Origin of the sequence: Amycolatopsis sp. cmx-8-4 (genome assembly GCF_046548675.1) — a bacterium.
Lineage (GTDB): Bacteria > Actinomycetota > Actinomycetes > Mycobacteriales > Pseudonocardiaceae > Amycolatopsis.
On sequence record NZ_JAEBDZ010000017.1, the window covers coordinates 113,932 to 130,908 of the forward strand.

15 protein-coding genes are annotated in these 16,977 nt (G+C 73.4%); 6 read left to right on the forward strand and 9 right to left on the reverse strand.

Annotated features, from left to right (window positions below; translation table 11 throughout):
• The first annotated feature begins 154 nt into the window (after nucleotides 1-154).
• Entirely contained in the window at nucleotides 155-3,133 is a 2,979-nt protein-coding gene (locus tag ACLJQZ_RS31365; protein WP_410623539.1) for a BTAD domain-containing putative transcriptional regulator, read from the forward strand.
• On the opposite strand, the gene ACLJQZ_RS31370 is transcribed toward ACLJQZ_RS31365, so the two are convergent.
• Nucleotides 3,117-3,881 (reverse strand): Calx-beta domain-containing protein, encoded by a 765-nt coding sequence (locus ACLJQZ_RS31370; protein WP_410623449.1) that lies wholly within the window; start codon nucleotides 3,879-3,881, stop codon nucleotides 3,117-3,119. The genes ACLJQZ_RS31365 and ACLJQZ_RS31370 overlap by 17 nt on opposite strands.
• A 170-nt stretch (nucleotides 3,882-4,051) precedes the next feature.
• On the opposite strand from ACLJQZ_RS31370, the gene ACLJQZ_RS31375 reads away from it, so the two are divergent.
• Nucleotides 4,052-4,885: a leishmanolysin-related zinc metalloendopeptidase gene (locus ACLJQZ_RS31375; RefSeq protein WP_410623450.1), complete on the forward strand. Its 834-nt coding sequence runs from the start codon at nucleotides 4,052-4,054 to the stop codon at nucleotides 4,883-4,885.
• 73 nt (nucleotides 4,886-4,958) lie between these two features.
• Here the strand turns inward: ACLJQZ_RS31375 and ACLJQZ_RS31380 are convergent, their stop codons facing one another.
• The 4 genes from ACLJQZ_RS31380 to ACLJQZ_RS31395 form a co-directional block, all read right to left on the reverse strand.
• On the reverse strand, nucleotides 4,959-5,360 hold the full coding sequence (locus ACLJQZ_RS31380; protein WP_410623451.1) for a DUF6294 family protein: 402 nt from the start codon (nucleotides 5,358-5,360) through the stop codon (nucleotides 4,959-4,961).
• 67 nt (nucleotides 5,361-5,427) lie between these two features.
• Complete coding sequence (locus tag ACLJQZ_RS31385) at nucleotides 5,428-7,257, reverse strand: RiPP maturation radical SAM C-methyltransferase (RefSeq protein ID WP_410623452.1); 1,830 nt, start codon at nucleotides 7,255-7,257, stop codon at nucleotides 5,428-5,430.
• A gap of 39 nt (nucleotides 7,258-7,296) precedes the next feature.
• Nucleotides 7,297-7,566: a hypothetical protein gene (locus ACLJQZ_RS31390; RefSeq protein ID WP_410623453.1), complete on the reverse strand. Its 270-nt coding sequence runs from the start codon at nucleotides 7,564-7,566 to the stop codon at nucleotides 7,297-7,299.
• A gap of 22 nt (nucleotides 7,567-7,588) precedes the next feature.
• Complete coding sequence (locus tag ACLJQZ_RS31395) at nucleotides 7,589-10,363, reverse strand: BTAD domain-containing putative transcriptional regulator (protein WP_410623454.1); 2,775 nt, start codon at nucleotides 10,361-10,363, stop codon at nucleotides 7,589-7,591.
• A gap of 135 nt (nucleotides 10,364-10,498) precedes the next feature.
• On the opposite strand from ACLJQZ_RS31395, the gene ACLJQZ_RS31400 reads away from it, so the two are divergent.
• The 3 genes from ACLJQZ_RS31400 to ACLJQZ_RS31410 all read left to right on the forward strand — a co-directional run bounded on the left by ACLJQZ_RS31400 (nucleotide 10,499) and on the right by ACLJQZ_RS31410 (nucleotide 12,638).
• Nucleotides 10,499-11,104 carry an RNA polymerase sigma factor gene (locus tag ACLJQZ_RS31400; RefSeq protein WP_410623455.1) on the forward strand — a complete coding sequence of 202 codons (606 nt, stop codon included), beginning with the start codon at nucleotides 10,499-10,501 and terminating at the stop codon, nucleotides 11,102-11,104.
• Between the two features lie 62 nt (nucleotides 11,105-11,166).
• Nucleotides 11,167-11,781, forward strand: a complete 615-nt coding sequence (locus ACLJQZ_RS31405) for a hypothetical protein (protein WP_410623456.1) — start codon at nucleotides 11,167-11,169, stop codon at nucleotides 11,779-11,781.
• Nucleotides 11,685-12,638: a hypothetical protein gene (locus ACLJQZ_RS31410; RefSeq protein ID WP_410623457.1), complete on the forward strand. Its 954-nt coding sequence runs from the start codon at nucleotides 11,685-11,687 to the stop codon at nucleotides 12,636-12,638. Before ACLJQZ_RS31405 ends, ACLJQZ_RS31410 begins: the two co-directional genes overlap by 97 nt.
• Before the next feature lie 6 nt (nucleotides 12,639-12,644).
• Here ACLJQZ_RS31410 and ACLJQZ_RS31415 read toward each other — a convergent pair whose 3' ends face one another.
• Nucleotides 12,645-13,214 (reverse strand): dihydrofolate reductase family protein, encoded by a 570-nt coding sequence (locus ACLJQZ_RS31415; RefSeq protein ID WP_410623458.1) that lies wholly within the window; start codon nucleotides 13,212-13,214, stop codon nucleotides 12,645-12,647.
• Nucleotides 13,215-13,296: 82 nt separating this feature from the next.
• On the opposite strand from ACLJQZ_RS31415, the gene ACLJQZ_RS31420 reads away from it, so the two are divergent.
• Nucleotides 13,297-13,869: a TetR/AcrR family transcriptional regulator gene (locus tag ACLJQZ_RS31420; RefSeq protein WP_410623459.1), complete on the forward strand. Its 573-nt coding sequence runs from the start codon at nucleotides 13,297-13,299 to the stop codon at nucleotides 13,867-13,869.
• A 246-nt stretch (nucleotides 13,870-14,115) separates the two neighbouring features.
• Here the strand turns inward: ACLJQZ_RS31420 and ACLJQZ_RS31425 are convergent, their stop codons facing one another.
• From ACLJQZ_RS31425 to ACLJQZ_RS31435, 3 genes are all read right to left on the reverse strand, one after another.
• Nucleotides 14,116-15,264: a PrsW family intramembrane metalloprotease gene (locus tag ACLJQZ_RS31425; protein WP_410623460.1), complete on the reverse strand. Its 1,149-nt coding sequence runs from the start codon at nucleotides 15,262-15,264 to the stop codon at nucleotides 14,116-14,118.
• On the reverse strand, nucleotides 15,261-15,902 hold the full coding sequence (locus tag ACLJQZ_RS31430) for a hypothetical protein (protein WP_410623461.1): 642 nt from the start codon (nucleotides 15,900-15,902) through the stop codon (nucleotides 15,261-15,263). The genes ACLJQZ_RS31425 and ACLJQZ_RS31430 overlap by 4 nt, the downstream gene beginning before the upstream one ends.
• A 110-nt stretch (nucleotides 15,903-16,012) precedes the next feature.
• Complete coding sequence (locus ACLJQZ_RS31435) at nucleotides 16,013-16,930, reverse strand: trypsin-like serine peptidase (protein ID WP_410623462.1); 918 nt, start codon at nucleotides 16,928-16,930, stop codon at nucleotides 16,013-16,015.
• Between the last annotated feature and the right edge of the window lie 47 nt (nucleotides 16,931-16,977).

The window sequence follows — 16,977 nt, forward strand, 5'->3', positions numbered from 1 at the left end:
CACCGAGCGTCGCCCCGCGTGGTTGTGAACGGGTTGTCGTGCGCACGCAGATCAGCTGGTTGGCTGTTTTCGCACCGCATCGGCGTGGTTACGCTCGCTGAGCCGTTTCGGCGCGGGAAGGAGCTGGGGGGTGTCCCAACCCGGGGAACTGCGCGTGCTGGGCCCGGTCGAAGCCGTGGGCCCGGCCGGGCTCGCGACGCTGCACGGAACGCGGCAGCGGGTCGTGCTCGGGGTGCTGGCGCTGCACGCGGGCACGGTGCTGCCGATCCCGCGGCTCGTCGACGTCCTGTGGGGCGAGGATCCGCCGCGCACGGCCGTCAAGACGCTGCACAGCCACGTCGCGCGCCTGCGCCAGGCCCTGGACGTCTGCGGCTTCCCGGCGGTCCTGGTCACCCGCGGGCCGGGCTACCTGCTCACCGTCCCGCCCGCGACGGTCGACGCGCACCGGTTCGAGCAGCAGGTGCGCGCGGCCGCGGCGGACCTCGCGTCGGGCGCCGTCGAGCGGGCGGCCACGACCCTGCGGGCCGCTGTGACGCTCTGGCGCGGAGACGCCTTCGCCGACGCGGCGCTGTCCGGCTGGGGCCTGCGCGAGGTGGACCGCCTGCACGAGCTGCGGCTCTCGGCGGTGGAGGACCTCTGGGACGCCGAGCTGCGGCTGGGCCACCACCAGGACGCGGTCCGCGAGCTGCCGCGCCTGCTCGCCGCGGCCCCGACGCGGGAACGGCTGACCGGGCTGCACATGCTCGCGCTGTACCGCTGCGGCCGGCACACGGACGCGCTCGACGCCTTCCAGCGGCTGCGGCGGCGGCTGGCCGACGAGTTCGGCGTCGACCCCGGTCCCGAGCTGCTCACCCTGCACACGGCGATCCTGCGCCGCGATCACGAGCTGGAGCCGCGGCCCGCCGCGGCCGGGCCCTCGCAGCTGCCCGCGGGCGTCGGCCACTTCACCGGCCGTGATGACGAACTCGCGTCGCTGGACGCGTCCCTCGACCAGAGCGAACGGCCGGTCGTGGTGATCTCGGGTGCCGCGGGCATGGGGAAGACCGCCCTGGCGCTGCACTGGGCGCACCGCGTCGCGGCCCGCTTCCCGGACGGGCAGCTGTTCCTCGACCTGCGCGGCCAGGACGCGGCCGAGGCGATGCCGGGGGCCCGGGCGCTCGCGCACCTGCTGCGCGGCCTGGACGTGCCGGAGGAGAACATCCCCGGCGACCCGGCCGAGCGCGCCGCGCTGTACCGCTCGCTGCTGCACGGGCGCCGGTGCCTGGTCGTGGTGGACAACGCCCGCGGCCTCGACGACGTCCTCCCGCTGATCCCCGGCACCGGCCCGGCCCTGCTGGTCGTCACCAGCCGGCAGACCCTCGCCGCGCTGAGCACCCGCCACGCGGTGCACCCGGTCGCCTTGGACGCCTTCGCGCACGCCGAATCCCTCGCGCTGCTGAACCGCGTCCTCGGTGCCGACCGGGTGCGGCGCGAGCCGGGACCGGCCGCCCGGGTCGCGCGGCTGTGCGGCGGGATGCCGCTGGCGCTGCGCATCGCGGCCGCCCGGCTGGTGGGCACGCCGAAGCGGCCGCTGGCCGAGCTCGCCGCCGAGCTGGCCGGAGCCGGCCGGCTCGACACCCTTGCGGTGGAAGGGGATTCGCGCACGGTCCGGGCCGTGCTCGCCACCGCGTACCTCCCGCTGGGCGACGCGCAGGCCCGGCTGTTCCGGCGGGTCGCGCTGAGCCCGGGGGCCACGTTCACCACCGCGCTCGGGGCGGCGTTGTGCGGGATGACGTCCGACGCCGGGGAGCGGGCGACCGCCGGGCTGGCGACCGCGCACCTCGTCACGGCCGCGGGGGAGGACCGGTTCCGCTTCCACGACCTGATCCGCGAGTTCGCCCGGCAGTGCGCGCGGGCCGACGAACCCGCGGCCGCCCGGGCGGAAACCGGCGACCGGCTCGTCGACTGGTACCTGCTGGCGGCGGCCGCGGCGAACCGGGCCGTCGACCCGAACCGCGACCTCGTGACGCCGGTGCCGCGGTTTGCCGCGCCCGCCGTCCCGTTCGAGGCCGGCCGGCACGCCGCGCTGGCCTTCCTCACCGCCGAGCGCGACAACCTGCTGCCCGTGGTGCGGTTCGCCCGCGAGCACGGCCGCCCGGAAGCCGCCTGGCAGCTCACCTACCTGCTGACCAGCTTCTACGACACCGCCGGGCACTGGCACACGCGCGTCGAGCTGTGCCGTCAGGGCGCGGCCGCCGCGACCGAGATCGGCGACCCGCTGGCCGAAGCCGAGATGCTGCGGGCGCTGGGCGTCGCGTACTTCATGACGCGGCGGCTGCAGGAGGCGCTCGACACCAACGCGGCCGCGCTGCGGACGGCCCGGGCCGCCGGCGACGTCCAGGGCGAGGGGCACATCCACAACAACACCGCCAACGCCTACGCCGAGCTGCGCCGCTTCGAGGAGGCCATCGCCTCGCACCGGCTCGCGGTGGCGCGCAACGCGGAGGCGGGCAACGACCTCGGCCACGCGCTGTCCCAGCGCAACCTCGGCCACACCTACGTCCGGATGGGCCGCGCGCGGGAGAGCCTCGACCCGCTGACGGAAGCGCTGGCCACGTTCCGCGACCTCGGCAACGCCCGCCTGGAGGCCGCCACGCTCGACACGCTGGGCGAGGCGCACCTGCAGCGCGGCGACCACGCGGCGGCGCTCGCCCACCTCGGCGAGGCCATCGCGGTGAGCCGGGCGATCGGCGACCGCTGGCTCGAATGGGAGTCGCTGCTCGACGCCGGCCGCGCCCACCTCGGCCAGGGCGACTTCGCCGTCGCGCTGGCGCACTTCGGGCAGGCGCTGGACCTCAGCCGCGACGTCGGCGACCGGCACGGCGAGGCTTCGGCGCTCGAACACCTGGCCCGCGCGCGGCTGGGCGCGGGCGACCTGGCCGCCGCGCGGGAGCACCTGGAACGCGGGCTGGCGCTGCGGGCCACGGTGCCCGACGGGTACGAACAGGCGCACCTGCACCGCGACCTCGGCGAACTGGAGGCCCGGCTCGGCCGCCCGGCCGACGCGGCCCGGCAGTGGGCCACGGCCGCCGCGTTGTACACCCAGGCCAACGCGACGGCCGAAGCCCGTGAGGTGGCTAACCGCCGGGCTTGATCGTCACCTCCGTCCGCGCGTTGCCGAGCGTGCCCGCCGAGGGGGAGAACAGCTCCAGCACGAACTTGGACTCGCTCTGGGTGTCGAGGAGCTTGACGACGGCGTCGGCACCGCTGGCGCCGACCGGGATGGTGAGGGTCGCGTCCTTCACCGGCACGTACGCCGGGACGCCGTCGCCGACCGGCAGGGTGCGGTAGTGCACGGTCACCGGAGCCCGAGCGGGGGTGCTCAGGTGCACGCCGATCGCGCAGACCTTCCAGCAGATCTTCCCGCCGTCGGTCGAGACGACCACGAGCGGCCCGCCGGCCCCGTCGTCGTCGAGCACCCCACCCGCGGCCAGGTCGTCGGCCAGGGTCACCCCCACGGGGTCGTAGAGGCGCAGCAGGAAGGGTTCGTTCGGCTCCGGGACGGCGTCCTTGACCACCTGGACGGAAATGGTCCGCGAGCTCGCGTCGCCGGTCCAGGTCAGCCGCCCGTTCGCCGGGACGTAGTCGGCGGGGCTGGTCGCGCCGGGGGAGCCGTCCTCGGTCTTGTAGGAGACCGCGCCGGTGGGCGCGCAGCCCGCGGCCGGGGAGATCGACACGGTGAAGCCGAAGGTGGTGTAGCCGGGATTCAGGTCGGGAGTGCCCTCGTAGAGCGTCCGGTCGGCCACCGACACCGCCGCGGGACCGCACCCTTGGGCGTTCGCGGCCGGCACGGACACCAGGCCGAGCAGGAGCACGACCGCCGCGAGCACCGCTGATCTCATCCGAGCCACCCCTTGGGTCCGGGCACGCGGGAGCAGCGCGCCGCCGGGGTATGGCGTACCGCACCCCGGTTGTGGCCGGGTTGTGACGCCCGCTCCGTTCGCCGGGCGGTGTATTTCCCCGGCCGCTCCGGCATCCGATCGGTACCACTGCCGATGGGGAAGGAACGATCATGCCGGAACACGGGATCTACCACGCCAGGGCCGACGCCGAGCGGGCGTTGCTGCTGACCGGGACCACGTCGCCGTTCACCGTCACCGTCCGGTTCGCCGGTGGGCTGACGCAGTCACAGATGGATGCCTTCGCCGCGGCCGCGGACCGGTGGGCCAAGGTGATCGTCGGCGACCTGCCGTCGGTCGTGGTCGACGGCGAGGCGATCGACGACGTGCTGATCGTCGCGAAGGGCGCCGACATCGACGGCGCGGGCCACATCCTCGGTCAGGCGCACATCACCCACGTGCGGCCGGCCGGTCCCGAGCCCTCGGCGTTGCTGCCGGCCCGCGGCGAGATGACCTTCGACAAGGTCGACCTGGCCAAGATGGAGGCCGAGGGCATCCTCGGCGACGTGATCACCCACGAGATGGGCCACGTCATCGGCGTCGGCTCGCTCTGGGCGGCCAAGGGCCTGCTGGTCGGCAAGGGCACCACCGACCCCACGTTCTCCGGGCCCGGCGCGATGGCCGAGTACCACAAGCTGCGCGGCGGCTCGGGCGACCCGGTGCGGGTGCCCGTGGAGAACACCGGCGGGCCCGGCACCGCGGACGTCCACTGGCGGGACGAGACCTTCGGCAACGAGCTGATGACCGGCTTCGTCAACCCGGCGCCGAACCCGCTGAGCCGGGTCACCGTCGCCGCGCTCGGCGACCTCGGCTACCAGGTCGACGTCGACGCGGCCGACGGCTACGAGCTGCCCGGGGCCGTCGAACCCGCGGCCCGCTTCGCGGTGCACGCGTTCGCGGTGACGCCGGTGCCCGCCGAGCTGCCGCGGACCGCGCTGCAGGCTTGAAAAGACCAGCCTGAAAAGACCAGCCTGAAAGACCACAGTGGCCGGTTCCCGAACCTGGGAACCGGCCACTGTTTCAACAGCTTGAATACATCTTCAGGTAGGCGATGTCTTTCCACAGCCCGGTTTCGAAGCTGGCCCAGGCGCGAAACCGGTAGCGTTCCGCGCTGCTCGGCATGTTCTGCACGAACTTGCGCCAGTCGCCCCCGACCGGGTGCTCGGTGGCCAGCGAGCCCAGGACGGCCCAGTTGGCGTCCAGCAGGTCGACGTGCCAGATCACCCACGCGTCGTCGTCGTCCCCGCTCGTGACGGTGCCGTCGAAGGTGGCGGTGCCGTTGGGGAACAGGGTCCACTTGGCTCCTTCGAACATCGTGCAGTCCCCCTTCTTGATCAACCCCCAGGTGAACTCCCACGGTGTCCAGCCGGTAAGACGCTCCGCGGCGGCGTTCGCCGCCTCCATGATGGCCGAGGGATCCATGACACTGCCTTCCGCTCGATTCACTGCTGCCGCTGGACAGAGGCGCGGGACGCGACCTTGATACGCGTCACCGGCCCCGCGTGGCGGGCACCGCCAAGGCCAGGGCCAGGTTCTCGTCGAGGAACATCAGCCCGCGCGCCGCGAACTCGCGGAACACGGCCTCGACCTCGGCGACCGGCGCGGTGAGGCCGAGCTCGCGGTGCACGGCCGCGGCGGTGCGCGGGCGGTCGACGCAGGCGAGGTAGATGCCGGCGAGGGCGTCGTGGAAGGTGTGGGTGCCGGCGCGGTCCGGCCGGCTGTCGTAGATCCGCAGGAAGCCGGGGGAGGTGCGGTAGACGAGGACCGGCCGCCGGTCCGCCTGCCACGCCGCCGTCCACGCCGACACCGCGTCCCCCAGCGGGGCGTAGACGTCCGGGTCGAGCGCGGCTTCCGTTTCGTAGTCGAAGAAGTAGGCGACCCGGTCGAGGTCCACTGTGGCCGGGTAGACGTGCCGGTAACTGGGCTCGGGCTCGCGCCGCCGCAGCGGGAACCGGGCCGGCTGGGTGAACAGCGGGCTGAAGCGCTCCAGCCAGACCCGGTCCGCGCCGGCCGGCGGCTGGAGGTGGACCAGGTCCGGGACGACCGCCGCCTGCGCCGCGTACGCCTCGGCCGTCTCGCCCGGGAACCCCCAGAGGATGTTCCAGCCGACGGCGATCCCGTAGTACCCGGCCCAGCGCAGCAGGTTGACGTTCTGCGCGGCCCGGACGCCCTTGTCCATCAGCCGCAGCACCTCCGAGCTCAGCGACTCCAGGCCCGGCTGCAGCCGGGTGACGCCCGCCGCGGCGAGGACCTTCAGCTGGGCCCGGGTCAGGTTCGCCTTGACCTCGTAGAAGATCTCGTAGTCCCGGGCCCCCTCGGTCATCGCGGGGAACAGCTCCTTGAGGTAGCCGGGCTCGAGGATGTTGTCGACCGCGTCGAACCGGAAGGTGCGGTAGCGCCGGGACTGCCGGTCGAGCTCGGCGAGCACCCGGGACGGTGACTTGGCGCGGAACCGCATGGTGGTCCCGTTGAGCCCGCAGAACGTGCAGTGGTGCTTGGCGCCCCACCAGCAGCCCCGGGCGGACTCGAACGGGATCGTGACGTGCTCGGTGGGCAGCCCGAGCCGCCCCGCCCGGGCGAAGTACTCGCCGTAGTCCGGCACCGGCAGGTCGTCGAGCCGGCTGTGCGGTGCCTCGGGCGGGGTCGCGACGACGTCGTTCCCGGCGCGCCGGGCGACGCCGGGAACCGCGCCGGGGTCGGTGCCGTTCGCGAGCGCGGCCAGCAGCCGCGGGAACGCGACGTCACCCTCGCCGAGGACGGCGAAGTCGACGCAGTCCACCGACCGCACCAGCTCCCGGCCCATGTCGCCCTCGAAGTTGGCGCCGCCGAACACGGTGACGATGCCGGGGTGCCGCTCCTTCAGCCGCCGCGCGAGCGCGAACGACGCCGTGTTCTGCTGGAACGTCGAGCTGAAGCAGACCACCCGGACCCCGGCGAACTCCCCGGTGACGGCGTCGAGGTACGCGGGCACGTCGTGCTCGCGCGTGCTCAGCAGCCGGGCCGCCGCGGACTCCGCCGGACTGTCCAAGTAGGACAGTTCGGTGCCGAGTTCCGCGAGCAGCTTCCCGTCCGGGTCCGGTGCGGCGTCGCCGAACGCCTCGACCGAGAACAGCCAGTCGCCGAGCTGCCGGCCGCGATGTTCGGCCAGGGATCGGTAGTAGTCCAGGCCGATGCGCACGGCGAAGTCGAGGTTCAGGTGCAGGGTCCGCACCGGCAACGCGTGCTGGTCCGCGATCGCCTTGAGCAGCCCGAGCTGGATGGACGGCCGCTCGACCTGCAGGAACGGCATCGACACGAGAACGGCCGGCACTGCGGTCATGGCCCGGATCCCCCTCTGTTCGTGGCCGCGGTCGACGGCTCAGGATCTGATGAAGCTCCTGATCATCTGGGGGAGCATGTCGGCGAGCCCGACGGTGCCGGACGCGTAGCCGATGACCACCGCGGCCTGGTGCGGGGTGAACGACCCCACGAATCCGGCGGCGAGCGGCCCCTCGTCGCTGGTCGCCTTCGAGGCGAGCCACACGATGCTGTCCAGCAGGTCCTTCTGCCACTGTTCCGCCAGCCCCTGCTTGAAGGTTTCGAGGTCGGCGAAAAAGCTCTGCAGCTGTTCGGCGGTGAGGTCGGACATGAGGTGCCTCCTGCTCGGTGGATCATCCACTGTTTACTTCGGACAGTCGTTTCAGCACTTCGTCCGCATCGGGGTGGGCCAGGTGCACGAGGATGTCGTGGGCCTGTTTCCAGCCGGTCCGGGCGGACTCGATGTCGCCGAGTTCGCGGTGGAGGTTCGCGATGTCGATGTGCAACCGCGCCTCCACCATGAGATTCCCGTTGCGGTGCGCCAGATCGACCGCCGTCTCGTAGCAGGTGAGCGCGCGGGCGTGGTCGCCGAGCTGCTTGTGGGCGTAGCCGAGGCTGTGCCAGCTCTGCGCCGCGCCCATGTGGTCGGCGAGCAGCGTCTGCAGGTCGACCGCTTGGCGGCAGTAGCCGATGGCCACTGCGTGCTCGCCGAGCAGGGTGTGGAACCAGCCGACCGCGTTGAGCGCCGTCGCCTGCCCGGCCCGGTGCTCGGCCGCGCGGAACAGGTCCAGCGCCTGCTCGGCGTGCGCGAGCGCGTCGGCGACGGCGCCCTGCCGGTCGAGCAGCCAGGCGAACTGGCGGTGCGCGTACGCCTGCCCGACGACGTCGCCGGCGGCGCGGGACAAGGTCAGCGCGGCTTCGAGATCGTCGTGGGCCTCGGTGTGCCGGCCGAACCGCACGTGCGTGCCCGCCAGGTGCAGGTGGCCGAACGCCTGCTTGCGCTCGTCGCCGAGCCGGTGCGCGGCGGCCGCCGCCACCGTGAGCACGTCGCGTTCGTCGTGCCAATGTCCTTGCATCGAAAGGAAACGCTGCAGCGACCGGGTGAGGTCCCAGACGCGGGTGTCGAACGCGGCGCCCGCGTGGACGGCCGGCAGCAGCACGCGGTGCTCGGCCTCGAACCACGCGAGGGCCTGCCGGTGGTCGGTGATCCGGTCGGACTCGGCCCCGGCCGGGAGCGGGGTCAGCGCCGGCGGCACCTCCAGCCGCGGGTCGAGGAAACCGTCGGCGTGGAAGGCCGTGTGGGCGTAGTGGCCCAGCACGCGGTGGACGGCCGCCTCGCGCTCGGCGGGGGACTCCACCTCGTGCACGAGCTCGGTGGCGTAGGCGCGCAGCAGGTCGTGCACGGTGTAGCGGCCGGGGGCGTGCTCGGTGATCAGGTGCGCGTGCGTGAGCTCGGACAGGATCGGGCGCGCCTTGCCGGCCGGGACCCCGGCCAGGCTCGCCGCCGCGCGGAGGCCGACGTCCGGCCCGGAGTGCAGCCCGAAGAGCCGGAACAGCCGGGCCGCGGCCGGATCGAGCCGCAGGTACGACCAGGAGAACACGGCGCGGGCATCGGTCGCCGGGTCGGTGCCGGAGAACTCGTCGAGGAACCCGCGCGCGTCCCGCAGCTGCCCGGCCAGCGCGGCCAGGCTGAAGCCGGGGTGCGTCGCGGCGCGGGCCGCGGCCACCGCCAAGGCGAGGGGGAGCCGCGCGCACAGGCCGATGATCTCCTCGACCGCCGCGGGTTCGGCGGCGATCCGGCCGGCGCCGAGCCGGCCGCTCAGCAGCGCCCGGGCCTCGGCGTCGTCGAGCAGGTCGACGGTGACGGGGTGCGCGCCCGCGACGACCAGGCCGGCGAGGCGGTCCCGGCTGGTCACGACGACCACGCAGCCCGGCGCGCCGGGTAGCAGCAGCCGGACCTGCTCGGCGTCGCGGGCGTTGTCCAGCACGACCAGGACGCGCCGGTTCGCCAGCAGGCTCCGGTACCGGCCGACCTGGGCCTCGACGGTCGTGGGGATCCGGCCGCCCGGCACGTCGAGCGCCTCGAGGAACCCGCGCAGGGCGCCGGCCGGGTCCACCGGTGTGCCGGTCGGGTCGAAGCCGCGCAGGTTCACGTACAGCTGGCCGTCGGGGAACCCGGGCGCGACCGTGTGGGCCCAGTGGACGGCCAGCACCGTCTTGCCCACCCCGGCGGTGCCCGACAGGACGACGATCCGGGTGGCCGGCACCTGCTCGTCGCGCACGTCGTCGAGCCGGCGAAGGGCGCTCTCGCGGCCCGCGAAACCGGGGGTGTCCGGGGGCAGCTGGGCCGGGGTGGTCGTCGGCGCGGTCCTGGGCGCGGCCGGCAGCTCGTCCCGCAGGATCGCGCGGTGCAGCGCGCGCAGTTCGGGGCCGGGATCGGCGCCGAGCGCGTCGGCGAGCCGCTGCCGGACCGCGGCGTACCGGTCGAGGGCCTCGGCCTGGCGCCCCGCGTTGTGCAGGGCGCGCATGAGCAGCGCTTCCAGCGGTTCCGCGAGGGGATAGTCCCCGGCCAGGTCGGACAGCGCGCCGAACACGGCGTCCGGGTGGCCGAGGCGCAGCTCCAGCTCGCCCCAGCGCACGGCGGCGTCGAACCGGTGCCGGTGCCAGGCCGCGCGCACTCCGTCGGCCCAGCCGCCCGGGATGCCGGCCAGCGGGGTACCCCGCGGCCCGAGCACGGCTTCGGCGAGCGCCGCGGCCCGGTCGGCGTCGGTGCGGCTCCCGTCGTTTCCGCGCTTGACCAGGCGGTCGAAGCGGAGCAGATCGACGTCGTCCGGGTCGATTTCCAGCACGTACCCGGCCGTGCCGCGCGTGACGCTCGCGGTCTCCCCGGTGGAATCGCCGATCTCTTTGAAGAGTCGACGTATTCGACTCAGGTGGGAATACAACGAATTGCGCGCTTCGGCCGGTGGATCGTCACCCCAGACCCGGTCGATGATCGTTTCGAGCGAAACGGGGCGCCCGGCGTCGGCCGCCAGCGCCGCGAGCACCGCCTGCTGCCGGGGCGTTCCGATGTCCAGGGACCGCCCCGCCACCCGGAGCTGCACCTCCCCGAACAGCACGAACTCCATGCGGCGGCCTTCCCGTTTCCGACGCGTCGCGAATAGCCGAACCGATACTGCTCCGTCCGCAAGATTCCCGCAAGGTCGCCGACCAGGTCGTGGCGGAATCGTGAACCCGGGAACGGAAGAGTTCGAGGAGGGGTCATGTACCACGATTCGCCGGCACCATTGCTGGAAAACGCCGCCCGGGGTGCGGAATGGGCTTGGCGGGATATCGTCGAGCGTTATTCCACGCTGGTTTCCGCCGTGTGCCGCCACTACCGGATCAGCGGCGCGGACGCCGAGGACGTCCGTGGCGCGGTGTGGCTGAACCTGGTGACGCACCGGGCGCAGATCCGCGACGCCGAGGCGCTGCCGGGCTGGCTGCGCACCACGACCCGGCACGAATGCCTGCGGGTGCTGCGCCACCGCACCCGGCAGATCCCGACCGACGCCGTGCTGATCGACAACCCGGCCGAGCCGGACTTCGACGCCGCGCTGATCGGCGAGGAACGCCGGGCCGCGGCCCGCCACGCACTGGCCGCGCTGCCCTCGCGGGACCGGCGGCTGCTCTCGATGCTGATGTGCGATCCGCCGCGGTCCTACCGGGAGATCAGCGCGACGCTGGGCATCCCGGTCGGCTCGATCGGCCCGTCGCGGGCGCGCTGCCTCGCCAGGGCCCGGCGCGCGCCGGCGGTGGCGGCGCTGCTCGGCGGCGATCCGCTCGACGTCCCTGGACACACCTCTCAGAGCGCGCGGGTGACGGCGTGATGCACCGAACCCGTCGTATCACCGGCCGCGCTCACGGCTCCGCAAGCGGAGGAGGAACCACGATGAACCTGTTCCGTACCACCCTGGCCGCGGCGGCCGCGGTGCTCGTCTTGACGGCGGCCGGCTGCGCCGACTCCGCTGATTCCGGGTCCGGCTCCGGCTCCGGTGCGCAGGACTCCACCACGGAGGCACCCCTGTCCACCGGCGCCCCGAGCGCCGAGCCGTCGGGCCCGGAGAGCCCGAGGTCCACCGACGACACCGGGGGCGCGATCACGATCCCGCAGCTGCCGATCGGCGGGGTCCCCGACAACCCCGGTGCCGAGGAGCAGTGCGTGACCGCCAGCTGGCTGCAGCCGGATCTGTTGCCGGACAACGGTGTCGAGGTCACCGGGCTGCAACTGGAGCCGCCGGGTGCCTTCGGCTTGGGCGGCCGGTGCGGAGAATCGCCCGCGTGCGCCTCGTTCACGTTCAGTGCGGGGGCCGGCACCTGTTCGGTCGCGGTGACCGCGCGCGGGACCGGCGACGACGCGACGCTGACGATCAAGGGCCAGGTGGTGTGCGCCGCCGGGAAGGACGCCTCATGCCGGGATCTCCCGACCCGGGTGAGCCCCGGGCAGATCGGGCTGACCCAGCCGGAGTCGCCGTCGACCGAGACCACGTCGAGCCCGACCGGGTAAGCCCGGCGGCCGCCGGGACGCTCGAGCGCTTCCTCGACGCGGGCAAGACCGCGATCCCGCCGCTGACGCTGCTGACCGCGGTGCTGTTCTACTTCGGGTACGTCTCCGCGCGGGCGCGGTACGAGTACTTCGGCGTCGACGTCGACACGATCGGGCTGGGCACGCAGGAGTACATCATGCGCAGCCCGCAGCCCTTGTTGACGCCGCTGCTCGTGTTCGCCGCGGCCGGGCTCGGCTCGGTCGCGGTGCGCGCCGCCGTCCGGAAGCGGATCCGGACGGCGACGGCGGTGCGCCGGCTGGGCCGGGTCGCGCAGGGGATCGGGCTCGTCACGCTGATCGCCGGTCTCGCGCTGGTGTCCGGCTACACCTTCCTGCGGGACTGGTGGTTGTTCGGTCTGGTGACCCCGCTGCTGATCGCCGTCGGTGCCACGCTCGTGCGGTACGGCGCGACCGTCCGGCGGCCACCGGACGGCGCGCCGCTGTTCCGGCGGAGCTCGGTCGTCCTCGGGTACCTGGTGCTCGCCGTCAGCGTGTTCTGGATGACGGCCACGATCGCGCAGTGGTCCGGCCGCGGGCTCGCGATGGCCGAGGCGAACCGCCTCGACAAGCTGCCCAGCGTCATCCTCGACACCGAGGAGAGCCTGTACCTGCGCAGTCCCGGCGTCGAGGAGACCAAGCTGCCGCCGTCCGAGGGCCAAACGTTCCACTACCGGTACCGGCACCTCCGCCTGCTGATCCACGGCAAGGACCGGATGTTCCTGGTGCCGGACCGGTGGTCGGCGAGCGACTCGACGATCATCGTCCCGCTGGACGGCTCGGTGCGGGTCCAGTTCCAGTTCCAGAACCAGCGGCCTTGAGCCCGGTCAGGCCGGGCGGTAGGTGGTGATGGTGCCGCCGTGGCTGAACGTCCGGGTCTCCACCGGCGTGAACGGCCGCGGCCGGAACGGGCCGGTGAACGCCGGGAGGCCGTGGCCCGCGACGACCGGGTAGCGCTTGAACACCAGCTCGTCGATCTCCGGCAGCAGCTCGCCCGCGAGCCGCGCGCCGCCGCAGAGCCAGATGTCCGCGCCGGGCTCGCCCTTGAGCCGGCGGACGGTGACCACCGGGTCGCCGGTCAGCTCGACGGCGGGGTCGGCGATCGCGCCGAGCGTCGTCGACGCCACGTACTGCCGGAGGTGGGCGTACGGGCTGGTGACGCCGGCGTCGAGCCCCGGCTGGTAGGCGCCGCGGCCCATGACCACGGTGTCGAACCGCTTGTTCGGCACGCCGTCGAGCCCGATGTGCGGCCGGACGTGGCTCGGCATCGTCTCCGGGAACTCCGCCCGGAGGTACTCGACCATGTCCGGCGCCTCCGGGTAGAAGTCGAACTCGCCGCCCGGCCCGGCGATGAACCCGTCGATCGAGACGGCGACGTAGTAGACGAGCTTGCGCACGCGACCCCCGGAACAACTCGGTGTGTAGTACTTTGCTTGTAGTGGTCTGACGGTAGCACTACAAGCGGAGTGGTTACAAGCGATGGCGCGACGCAATCCGGAACGACGGGCGGCCCTGCTCGACGCGGCGATCGAGGTCCTGGCGGCGGACGGCGCGCGCGGGCTGACGTTCCGCGCGGTGGACCAGCGGGCCGCGGTGCCCACCGGCACCGCCTCCAACTACTTCGCCGGCCGCGAAGAGATCCTCACCGGCGCGGGCGAGCGCGTCTACGAACGGCTGGTCCCGGACGAGGCGACCCTGGCCGCCCCGTTCGACGGCCCGCGTGACCGCGCCCGTCTCGCCGAGCTGATGCACGACCTGGTCGAGCGGGTGGCGGCCTTCCCGGCGGGGTTCCTGGCCCTGCTGGAGCTGCGCCTGGAAGCGGCCCGCCGGCCGGAGCTGCGGGAGGTGCTGACGCAGCGGATCCGCGCGGACCTCGACTTCAACGTGGCGAACCACCTGAAGACGGGCCTGCCGGGCGACGCGACGACGGTCAAGCTGCTGTGGCTGGCCTTGAACTGGCTGATCATCGAGCGTCTGACCCTGCCGGACCTGCTGGCCCCGCAGGAACGCGCCGGCCTCGTCGACGCCCTGGTCGAGCGCCTCACCCCCTGACCTCGGACGTGTCCGGCATCCCGTGTTGGCCACTCCGGTCACCGTGTTGGCCACTCCGGTCGACGAGTTGGCCACTCCGGGCACTGTATTGGCCACTTCGGTCGACGGGTTGGCCGTTCGCGAACGACCGACCCCGCCCGCAACGGCCAACACGGTGACCGGAAGGGCCAACACGGTGACCGGAGTGGCCAACACGGGCGGCGGGGACACAACCCTGAGCGGCCGGACCTCGGTAAGGCGAGCGCCTCACCCCCTGAGCCGAATGACCTCCGCGCGGGCGTGGGCGACCCGGTCCGTTTCCCGGCCGCCGGCGCGGGCGATCTCCCGGGCCAGGTCGCTCGCCGCCGCCATCCGGTGCCTCGCCGTGCGGCGGCTGTGGACGTGCTTGCGGTACGCCTTGCGCTGCTTCCGGAGGCCGCTGACCGCGTCGAGCAGGGGCGGGTCGAGCACGCCCGCGTCGGCTTCCGGGCCGAGCAGGTCCCGGGTCCAGGCCCGCTCGCGGCGGGCGGCGTGGCGCAGGACGGAGAACAGGAACGTCAGCTCGATGGCCGCGATCACGAAGGGCAGCACGGTGACCAGGGGACCGCGGCCGCCGAGGCCGGTCATGTCGTCCCACGCGAAGTGGAACACCATCGCCACCAGCATGGTCAGCACGCCGCGCACGACGTTGCGCTCACCCGGCACCCGGCCCAGCACCCACATCAGGCCGGCGCAGAAGATGGCGCTGAACAGCGCGTGCGACACGATGCCGGACGCGCCCCGGGCCAGGAACACCTGCAGTGACGCGCCGATCTGGTTGCTGCCGAAGCTCTGCGCTGCGCCGTTGTAGACGTACAGGACGTCCTCGAAGACCTGGAAGCCCAGGCCGATGAAGGCGCCGATGATGAACCCGTCGTAGACGCTGCGGACGAGCCGGGGCGCGAGCCCGATCAGCAGGACGAGCCCGAGGGCCTTGCCGAACTCCTCGTTGATCGGGGCGGTGAGCCCGGCGGCCCAGTCGGCGGCGAAGGCCGTGCCACCGAGCTTCGTCCACAGCTCCAGCAGGGCGGTGTTGGCCGGGAGCGCGATCCAGAACGTCGCGGCGATCCCGCCCCAGGCGAACGCCGTCGTCAGCAGCCGGCCCGGCTGCGCGGTGTAGCGGTTCTGGTGGCGCAGCAGCACCAGCCAGGGCACGAGGTAGAGCCCGAACAGCAGGATCCCGCCGGTCAGGGCCGGGGTGTAGAAGCCGCCGTCGCCGCCGAAGTAGCGCAGCATCCCGAGCGCGCCACCGCCGACGCCGACGAGGTACACCCAGAACGCCAGGTTGTGCGGCTGGAAGAAGCGGAACGGCAGGCCCCAGCCCGACTGCTCGATGGCGGCGAGCTGGGCCGTCTTGGTCTCGGACGTCGTGGTCACCGGCTCGCTCCCGGGGTGATGCTGCGCAGGACGCCGGCGATCTCGTCGCGGAACCGCTCGAACTGGCCCGGCGCGGTGCGCACCCGGAACAGCAGCGCGGGCGCGGCGTCGGCCGGCTGGCCGCGGCCGGCCACCTTGAAGGCGACGTCGAGCCCGTCACCGCTCGGCGACGTCGTGCTTTGCGCGACGCCGGTGAGGCCGGCGGTGGTCGTCACCGTGCCCCGCGTGCCGTCGATCGCGGGAGCGTCGTTGCCCTCCGAACGCCGCACCTGGTCGAGGAAGGCTTCCGCGGTGCCGCGGTAGGGCGCGCCGCGCAGGTCGATCGTCGCGCCGCCGGTGGTCAGGACGACCTGCAGGGTTGTCGGGTTCGCGACGGCGGTGCCGGTCAGCGTGCCGCTCTGCAGCTGCCAGCCCACCGGCGGAACGGCCGTCGCGCCGTCACCGAGGTCGAGCAGCTCACCGGCGCGGATCTCGTTGTGCCAGGGGATCGCGGCGTTGAGCGCCGGCAGCCCGTACGCGAGCACCAGGGTGATGGCGAGCGCGATCAGGGCCGGGGTGAACGTCCGGCGGTCGAGCCCGAAGAGCCGGTGCTCCACCGGCACCCAGCCCGATGGTGGTTCCGGCGCGGTCGCGGTCAACGAACACTCCTTGCGGGGTCGGGTAACGGTCATCAGAACACGAACCGGCCCACCGCGGCGATCACCGCGGTGGGCCGGGTGCGTGGTGCACCCGTGCGGGTGAATCCGGGTCAGAGCCGCCCGGCGCGCTCGTACAGCTCCCGCACGGGACCGGTGAACGCGGCGCTCGTGAGGTCCTGGGTGACGCCGTCCTCGCTCATCGTGCCCCGGCTGGTGACGCCGAAGATCGTGCCCGTGCCGGTGGCGGGGTCGAAGTCCCGCAGCCACGGGCCGCCGCTGGAGCCGCCGGACAGGTCGCAGTCGGTCTTCCAGTCCGACAGGACCGAGTTGATCTCGAGGGTGGCCGGCCGCGCGCAGGACAGCAGCGCTTCGCCGGCGGCCAGCTGCGACACCGGGTAGCCGAGGATCGTGGTGTCCACCGGGGACGGCGGCCGGTCGAAGGAGACGTCCTGGGTGCCCGCGACGTCGGCGGCGTGCCGGCCGCCGACCGGGTCCAGCGCGAGCACCGCGTCGTCGTCCGTGCCGCTCGTCGGACCCGAGTAGGTGGCCGACCAGGCGAAGGCCCGGACCGGGAACACGCCGTACGGCGCCTTCCCGCGGTCGTAGCCGGGGACGAACACGACGTTAACGATCTTGATCGGGTTGTCGAAGCGGTCCAGGCCGCCGTTGACGCAGTGCCCGGCGGTGAGGGCGACGTCCTTGCTCGCGCTGGGAACCACGGTCGCGGTGCAGGACTCGTCGACCCCGGGCTCGGCGGTGAAGAACAGCCGCCCGACGCCCGCCGGGACGGGGCCGTCCCAGACCCGGCCGATCTTCTCGGCCGGCGGCAGCCAGTCTTCGCCGACCCACTGCCGCATCCGCTCCGGCGTCCAGTGGGCCAGCGCCGCGGCCCGGTCGGCCGCGCTCACCTGCGTCACCACCTGGTCGCCGTCGGCCGCGGTGGCCGGGGCGGCCAGGACCGCCGCCGCGGTGCCGGCCACCGCCAGCAGGGTGACGACCCGGGAAAAGGCGTGCGAGTTCGTGGTCATGTCCGGTGGACGCCCGCCCGCCGGGGAGGGTTGTTCGCCGAGCGGGT